The sequence below is a fragment of the Rhodothermales bacterium genome, from assembly GCA_040221055.1.
Taxonomy (GTDB): Bacteria; Bacteroidota; Rhodothermia; order Rhodothermales; family UBA10348; genus 1-14-0-65-60-17.
In genome coordinates, this window is the sequence record JAVJVN010000003.1 from 1 (window position 1) to 8509 (window position 8509).

At 63.7% G+C, this 8509-nt stretch carries 6 protein-coding genes; 5 read left to right on the forward strand and 1 reads right to left on the reverse strand.

Annotated elements, in window-relative coordinates:
- The 3 genes from RIE53_00560 to RIE53_00570 form a co-directional block, all read left to right on the forward strand.
- Positions 1–625: hypothetical protein (locus RIE53_00560; protein MEQ9103165.1), on the forward strand; the 625-nt coding region annotated here is incomplete at its 5' end.
- On the forward strand, positions 601–2184 hold the full coding sequence (locus RIE53_00565; protein ID MEQ9103166.1) for a hypothetical protein: 1584 nt from the start codon (positions 601–603) through the stop codon (positions 2182–2184). The genes RIE53_00560 and RIE53_00565, both read left to right, overlap by 25 nt.
- A gap of 68 nt (positions 2185–2252) precedes the next feature.
- The gene (locus tag RIE53_00570) at positions 2253–4424 is read left to right on the forward strand and encodes a winged helix-turn-helix domain-containing protein (protein ID MEQ9103167.1); all 2172 of its coding nucleotides are present in this window, start codon (positions 2253–2255) and stop codon (positions 4422–4424) included.
- Here the strand turns inward: RIE53_00570 and priA are convergent.
- Positions 4421–6673: a primosomal protein N' gene (gene priA, locus RIE53_00575; protein ID MEQ9103168.1), complete on the reverse strand. Its 2253-nt coding sequence runs from the start codon at positions 6671–6673 to the stop codon at positions 4421–4423. The two genes, RIE53_00570 and priA, sit on opposite strands and share 4 nt — an antisense overlap.
- 469 nt (positions 6674–7142) lie before the next feature.
- On the opposite strand from priA, the gene RIE53_00580 reads away from it, so the two are divergent.
- Together RIE53_00580 and RIE53_00585 are read left to right on the forward strand one after the other, a co-directional pair.
- Complete coding sequence (locus RIE53_00580; GenBank protein MEQ9103169.1) at positions 7143–7799, forward strand: tail fiber domain-containing protein; 657 nt, start codon at positions 7143–7145, stop codon at positions 7797–7799.
- A 125-nt stretch (positions 7800–7924) separates the two neighbouring features.
- Positions 7925–8380 carry a hypothetical protein gene (locus RIE53_00585; protein MEQ9103170.1) on the forward strand — a complete coding sequence of 152 codons (456 nt, stop codon included), beginning with the start codon at positions 7925–7927 and terminating at the stop codon, positions 8378–8380.
- The last annotated feature ends 129 nt before the right edge of the window (positions 8381–8509 follow it).

The window sequence follows — 8509 nt, forward strand, 5'->3', positions numbered from 1 at the left end:
GGGGGGCCTCACACACGCCTCGTTCCCCCCCCACACCTCTGGGGGGGGGGGGGCGCCCGGGGCCCCCCCCCGCCCCTTCCTGGCCAAGGGGGCCAACCTGAGTTACCCGAAATCGCTGTTCATTGCCGTGGGCGGGTTTGACGGTCACGCCCATACCCTCTCCGGCAGCGACGACCTGTTCGTGCAACACGTGGCCCGGACCGGAGCGGCTCCCATCCTGTGTCTGCACGGCGAGGAGGCCCACGTACCGAGCCCCGCCCAGGCCACGTTCCGGGCCTGGTGGCACCAGAAGCGTCGCCACCTGTCGGCCGGGAAGCACTACCCGGCCCATGCCCACATCCGACTCGCCCTGTGGCACGGGGTGGACCTGGCGACGTGGGTGCTTCCTGCGGTCGCACTGGCCCTTTCTGCGTCACCTGCGACCGTGGTTGCCCTGTTCGCGGTCCCGCTGGTCGTCGTGGCCATCCACGCGGCGGTTCTGTTGCGGGATGGGCGGCGTCGTGACCGGGATCTGATCCCGTGGCTGCCGGTACTCGCCCCCCTCATGGTGCTCTACAATCTGGTCGTGCCGCTCACGACCGTCATCCGTCCCCCGCGAACATGGGCCGCACGCTCTCCTTCCTGATTCTGCTGGCCCTCGCGGGAACGGCCACGGCACAGATATCCGCCGAACGTCCGGCCATCATGCCGGCGCCCATCCATGAGGGTCGTGTTCTGTTGCTCGACCTGGAATTTGCCGCTGCGGAGCGCATCTTCCAGTCCCTGCTGCGCCAACCGGCGCCGACCGGACCGGCCGCCTACCCCGTGGATCCAACCACCGTACGCCTGCTGGCGCGCTGGCATCTGGCCCTCGGTCCCCTGATTGCGCTCCTGTATTTCGATGACCGGAGTGTCGTGCCGCAGGTCATGGCCCATTCCGATTCGCTCCGCGCAGAACTGGATGCGGCGCGCTCCGAGCGGGGCTACACGGCCGAAATCCGCTGGCTCACGGCCGAAAACGAGCTTCTGCGGTCGTTCGCCTGGTCGAAACAGGAAGCCTATGTGCGGGCGGCGCTCGCGGCGAATGCGGCGTGGTTGGCGTCCGATGCCCCGTCCGCGCAGGGCGATGCCGCGTGGGCCGATACCGAACTCCAGAAAATCCGGGGCCTGCTGCACATGGCGGTCGGGGCGTTTCCTTCGACGTTCCGACGGTTCCTGAGGATGCTCGGCTACGCCGGCACGGTGCCTCAGGGCGTTGCCGAATTGCAGGATGCGGCCGCCAACGCGGCCTACGGAAGGGATGAGTCGCTGCTCTTCCTGGCGCTCCTGGATGCGTATGGATTCGAATCGGGGGTCCAGGGGAATGACGTGACCGCCGCACTCCATGCCGCCTACCCGCGGAGTCCGATCATGGCCCTCATGCACGGGGACATGCTGCTGCGCAAACGCAAGGCGAACCGGATGCCGGACGTGTTGATGCCGGCCCTGGAACGGACCGAAGCCCAGGGGCGACCCATGCTGTATCCGGTTGCGCTGCTTGGGGATGCATACTTCCGGACGAACCGGCCCGAGCAGGCCATTCCGTACTACGAACGATACCTGGCCGAGCAGCCAGGACCTGCCCTGAAAAACCTGACGCGGCTGCATCTGGGCATGTCGCGGGAACTCACCGGCGACCGTGAGGGGGCGCTCGAGGCCTACCGGCTGGTGGACGTTTCGCGGCAGTTCGAGGAAGAAGCGGCTTCGGCGCGGGCCGTGAAACGCTTGCTGGCCGAGCCCATGTCCACGCACGACCGGACGCTCATCCGCGCCCAGAACCTGTTCAATTCGGAGGAAGAGGCGGCCAGCGCGGCGCTCTACCGGCAGATGCTCATGGAGCCGGGCCTGCCGGCCCGCATCCGCGGCGCCGCGTATTACGGACTGGGCCGGTACTACCACGAAGCCGAGGTGGAGGGGACCACCACGGAGGTGATGGATAATGCCGCTGAAGCCCTCATCTGGTACGACCGCGCCATCGCCGAGCCGGGCGAACCGGCCGCCAAGTGGGCGCCCTGGAGCCTGTTCCATTCCGCATCGCTCCTGGCCGATTCCCGTCCGGACGAAGCCCTTCGCCGCCTGGAGACGCTCGCGAAGTACAAACCCGCGTTCGACTACCAATCGCTGCTTGAGAACCGGGCACGCCTCCTGGCGGAATCCATCCAGTAGAAACCGGGGCCCCATGCTTCCGTAGAGCGTGGAGCATTCCACCGTGTTCAACTTCGCGCGTCCGCTCATTGGCCCATCCACCGCACTTCGCATCCCATTCGGGCGATTCGCTGCCTGATCTTGCCGACGGGTTCCGTCTGGCGGGTTGGGACGTGGATCCGCGCACGAACCGGGTCCACCGGGACGATGACATGGTATCGCTCGAACCCAAGGTCATGCAGGTGGTCCTGCTCCTGGCGCGTCACGCCGGACGGCCCGTGACGCGGGATCGCATCATGGAAATCGTCTGGGCGGATACGATTGTGACCGACGACGCCTTGACGCGCTGCGTTTCCGAGGCGCGTAAAGTGTTCGGGCGGGATGCGCTGGAGACCATTCCGCGGGTCGGCTACATGCTGGCCGCCGACGTGGAGCCACTGCAGGCGGGCCCGGCACCGGATGACCTTCCGGCTTCGGTCTCTGTTGCTCGGCCACAGGACAGAACTCAGCACACACATCACCCTACCTATGCCCCGGTCCCCCCGCGGTGGCGCCCCCTGGGCCTGGCGGCGTCCGTCGTGGTGATTGCCGTGGCGGCATGGATCTGGATGGGCCGCGCCGGTCAGCCCGATTCCGGACCACGCGCGGCGTCCGTGAATGTGGGGCCGGTCGTTCCCGCCACCGCGCTGCAGGGTCGCGAATCCATGGCGGCGTTTTCGCCGGACGGGATGCGCCTGGCGTATGTGCACGTTCCCGACTCAGGCGCGGTCTCGCAGCTGCACGTGGCACGGCCGGGCGATGCAAGCCCCTTCGTGCCCTATGAAAGCGCGGATGCGCGGATCCTGTCGCCGACCTGGACGCCTGACGGGCAGGACGTCCTGTTCGTGGAAGTGACGGGAGAGCAGTGCAGGGTCCGCACGGTCCCAGCCCTCGGCGGACCCGCCAGTGATGTCATGGCATGCTCCGGTCGATTCGTCAGCATGGATCTGTCCCCGGACGGCACGCGGCTGGCCCTGGACGGCCAGGATACCTCCGATGCGCCCGTGCGAATTGATATCGTGGAATTGGCCACCGGAGCGCGGACGCGCGTTCCGCTGGATAATCCCGAATATCACGACTACGCTCCCCGGTTCTCGCCCGACGGTACACGCATCCTGTTTTCACGGAGCATAGGCGAAGGATGGCTGGATCTCTATCAATATGACCTGGAATCGGGGACGACAATCCGACTCACGCATCACAATGCCGGCATTGTCGGCTCGGACTGGCTCGGCGATGATGGGCGTATGGTCTACAGCATGGGGTCCCTGGGCAACTTTTCGCTGATGGAGTTGGACGCTTCGGATGGCTCGTCCCGTGCACTGGGGCCAACTGGCTTCCGGCCAACCGTGGACCGTGTGCACGGACGCGTGGTATTTGAAACGTTCGAACGCGACACCGACCTCCTCCTGCAACGGGACGGAGCGCCGACGCCCTTATGTGAATCCACCCGGCACGATCATGCGCCTACGCTCCTGCCCACGGGCGACCGCGTCGTGTTCGTGTCCGACCGGAGTGGCCCCCAAGCCCTCTTCGTATGCGACCTGTCAAGCGGTGACGTATCCCGGATACCGCATCCGGAGTACGATGGCGTCGCCGTGCCTTCGGCCGGTCCGGATGGACGTCTGGCGTTCACGGCGGTGCAGGATGGCCGGGCCCATCTTGCGGTCATCGATGCGCCGGGCCAGGCGCCGCGCCTCTTGACATCGGGCGCCGCGAATGACGTGTATCCCCACTGGTCCCCGGACAGAAACTGGATCTATTTCGGATCCGATCGGACGGGGCGTATGGAACTGTGGCGTATACCGCCGGGGGGAGGCGAGACCCGGCAGCTGACCGTCGACGGCGGCCTCATGGGCATACCTTCCGCTGACGGCGCGTGGTTGTACTTCCAGCGTCCGGGTCAGGCCGGTTTGTGGCGGATGGTGGTAAATGATGGCGGTGTCGGTGGCGAACCCCAACTCATTGACGAGACCGTGGACCTGTCGCTGTTGTTCGCCTGGCGCCCGTACCGCCACGGGGTCGTCCTGGCACAGTCCGGCACCGACGGCACCGGCACACTGGAATTCCTGGACCCTGAATCGGGCGCCAGGACAACGCTTCGAACGCTCCCTGGTACCTCCGGCAACCAGGGCCTTGCCGTCAACGACGACCTGAGCATCCTCGTTACGACCCGCACCCAGCGGATGGATGCCGACCTGAAAATGGTGGACTATTTCTAAACCAATCCCATCGGGTCCACGTCGATGTTCACCCGATACCCGTTCGGGAGCGTGCCGAGCGCTTCGGTGGCCCCGTCCAGCGCATCGCGCAGCCCCTGCGCCTGGTACCGGCCGGGCAATTTGACCACCACCTGGTGCCGGAACGACTTCTTGACGCGGTGGATGAAGGCCGGGGCCGGGCCCAGCACCTGCGCCACCGCCACCGTCTGCTCCACCCGGCGCGCCCATAAACGGGCCATGCTCTCCGTGCGGTGGTCGTCCACGCCGGAGAACAGCGCCGAAATCATCCGTCCGCTGGGCGGATAGCCCAGCGCTTCCCGCTCGGCGAGGGCATGCTTCGCAAACCCGGCGTAGTCGTGCCGAATGGCGTGCTGAATGACCGTGTGGCCCGGCTGGCGGGTCTGCAGCAGCACTTCGCCCACCAGATCGGCGCGCCCGGCCCGTCCGGCCACCTGCGTCAGGAGCTGGAACGTGCGCTCCTCGGCGCGGACGTCGGGCAGCGCCAGGCCCGCATCGGCTTGCACAATGCCCACGAGCGTGACCTTCGGGAAATCCAGCCCCTTGGCCACCATCTGCGTGCCCAGCAACACATCCGCGTCACCCCTTCCGAACGCCTCCAGAATGCGATTGTGGCTGTCTTTGGTGGTTGTCGTATCCAAATCCATGCGCAGCACGCGCACGTCCGGCGCCTCCTCGCGCAGCCGCTCTTCCAGGCGCTGCGTGCCCGTGCCGAGTTTCTCCAGGCGGTCGGAGGCACACGATGGGCACACGGAAGGCATCCGCTCGGTCACGCCGCAATAGTGGCAGCGGAGGTGGTTCAGCGGCTTGTGGAACACCATGCTGACCGAGCAATCGGGGCATTCCGGCGTCCAGCCACACGCCTGGCATTCCAAGCTGGGCGCGTATCCCCGGCGGTTGAGCAAAATGATGGCCTGCTCCCCGCGCTTTTTCCGATCCAGAATGGCCGCCACCAGTTGCGGCGACAGCAGCGCGCTTTCCCCGCGAAGGTCCACAATCCGGATTTCAGGCAGCGCGGCCGGGCGCCCCCCGACTGGCACCCGGTCCGGCATGGTCAGCAGTGTATAGCGCCCCTCGCGGGCGTTCGCCAGGCTCTCCAGGCTGGGCGTGGCCGACCCCAACACGCACACCGCGCCCGCTGCCCGGGCCCGCACCACCGCCACGTCGCGGGCATGGTAGCGCGGCGCCGGATCGAACTGCTTGTAAGTCGATTCGTGCTCCTCGTCCACAATCACAATCCCCAGATCCTGGACAGGCGCCAGAATGGCCGACCGGGGCCCGATCACAATCGGATAGTGCCCCTCACGGATGCCGCGCCAGGCATCGAACCGCTCGCCCGCACTCATGCGCGAGTGCAGGAGCGCAATCCGGTTGCCGAACCGCGCCCGGAATCGGCGCACCGTCTGGGGCGTCAACGCGATTTCCGGAACGAGCACAATGGCCGACTTGCCCATGCCCCGCGCCTTCTCCAGCGCCGCCAGATACACTTCCGTCTTGCCTGACCCCGTCACGCCATGCAGCAGAAACGTTCCGTACGTGCCCGTCTCCAGGTGGGCGTCCAGCGCCCGGCACGCCTCGGCCTGCCACGGATGCAGTTCCGGCGCCACCGTCGGCACATCGGGCAGCGCGTAGCCGTCCTCCATGTGGGACTGCAGCCGGTCCACCCGCGTCTCGTAGCGACGCACGTATCCGAGTTCCACCAGGCGTTGGACGGTGGATGATGCGCCGCCTGCGGCGGCGAGCAGCTCCGGCTGCGTCGGATGCGGCATGCCACGGCCTTCCCGTCGCCGGAGTTCCTGTAAAAGCGTCTGTTGGCGCTCCCCCCGGGGCTCTTCCCGCGGCGCATCTTCCCGGAGTGCTACCCGAGTTTCCTGCAGCGTAGCCGGCCGCGACTCGGAAGCCGACACCGTCCCCGGGGGGAGCGCCGCCCGGAGCGCCTCGCCCCACGAACACATGTAGTAGGTGGCCATCCACCGCGTCAGCTCCAGCAGTTCGGGCGTCACTTCGACGAGCCCCGTGCTCGCTGCCTTCACCGCCCGCGCCCGAACGCCCTCCAGATCCGCCGCCTCACCCGGCTCTACGATCACCCCCGTCAACTGCTGGCGCCCGAACGGTACCGTCACACACCGCCCCGGCACCGCCTGCTCCACGAGCTCCGGCGGCACGGTATACGAAAACAGCTGGTCCAGCGGCAGCGGAAGGGCAACGCGGACAATATCAGGATGCGTCACGGCGGAGCCAGTCGGAAAGGTTCATGGAGCGTCGATTGGATGAAGCGTCCAATTTACGGTCCAGGCGTCCGGAAGGCGTATACCGAAAACATCATCGGTGTGCAACCCCTCTTCACAGAGACGAATTAATGCACTGGCTTGACGGGCTGGCGTCGCGTATGCTGACAGAAGAAGGATTCCTCAATTGAAAGCAATTCAAAATTCGTTCCGTCCCATCCCAATCCGAATGCCGAAATGAAGCTGACTCAACTTTTCAGAACCTGTATTACCCCCCCCCCAATTACTGATTGTTGCTCTGGTGCTGGGGCTTGCGTACCCGGCGGCCGCGCAGATTGAGCTCGACAGCAATGGAAGGGTAGGGATCGGGTCATCTGCTCCAGTATCTACAAGTCAAGTCTACCTGAAGTCGGCGCGCGAACACGGGTTGAAGTTGAACCTTGACGGCGTTGGAAGCGGCAATGCGTATGGCGTGTACTCATTCATCCAGAACGGGTATGCGAGCTATCGTTTCGCGCTGTGGGGGAAAGCACAGGGCAGCAGTACACAATCATATGGACTTCATGCTACTGGTACAGGCGCGTCGAACCAGAATTTCGGAGCCTACGGAAGTGCGACTGGGGGATCACAGGCGTATGGCGTTTACGGCGTAGCCAGCGGGGCTTCCACGAACTATGCAGGATATTTCTTCGGAAATGTATATGCCACGGGAACCGTAACTCAGTTGTCAGACAGCAGGTTCAAGCGCGACATAACCACGATCAGTTCGGAGACCAAGTCCGCCCTGCTCGAACTGAAGCCGTTAACCTACCGTTTTGCCAACGTTAACGAACTGGCCGCTGCGGGTCTCCCTCGGGCGAGTCTCGCTGACGGTGTACATTATGGGTTAATCGCCCAGGAAGTTCAAGCGGTATTACCTGATTTGGTCTCACAAGAGATACTGGCGATTCCGGCAGAGGATTTATCGACGCAGGATGTACCTGTTCAGACCCTGGGAGTCAACTATTCCGAACTGATTCCTATTCTCATTGCCGTCATCCAGGATCAACAGGCACAGATCGAGGCTCTTCAGGCAGCCGTACGCGGCGCGGGCATCGATGTGCCGGACGCGACGAGCGGCAATAATTAAGCACTTGGACATCAAAGGTCTGAAACCCGATGCACAAAGAATTTACGTTCAATTACCGAATTGTAAAAACGCTCCTGTTGCTTCTCCTGATAAGCGTAATGCCACGAATGGCATTCAGCCAGTCCGTGGCGAAGGCAACTCTGGATGATATCGGGCGGCTTGTCCTCTCTGCAACTTATTACTACGACCCCGATGTTCCTACTGAATATTCGGACCTGCCGTGGATCAAATCGGACACAACAATAGAGAACTTTATTTACTTTGACTTGCGAATGAACGACTATGACAATGGTTACACATCTTCTGTATCCAATTTAAGTACGCGTTTTCCAAGTGACCCAACTCTTCCCGTAGCCGCCAACAGAACATTTATACAAGATGCGTATTTCATGGGTTTATTTGACTTTGGGGACAGTACATATGGCTCGAATGTAACGCCTCTTCCTGACATTGAGATGAACGGCCAGAATACTTATTATGCATCTGCTGTAAGAACGGGTATGGGGATTCAACCGGCTGGTAACTATGACTTGAAAGTTGTCCTTCCATTTGATGGCAGTTCTTCCTATAACCTAAGCTGAGCGATTCGTATTTGTGACGTGTCCAATATCGCTGATTTGTCTGTGATGAACCACGCCCCGGACGTTCCGGTGGCTCAGAGCCGGGTCAGCGTCCGTCCTGGACCCTCTTTCGGGCTTGAGACAGACCGG

Excerpts from the sequence above, each read along its gene's own strand:
- RIE53_00565 (MEQ9103166.1), top strand. The coding sequence starts at position 601 with ATGGGCCGCACGCTCTCCTTCCTGATTCTGCTGGCCCTCGCGGGAACG.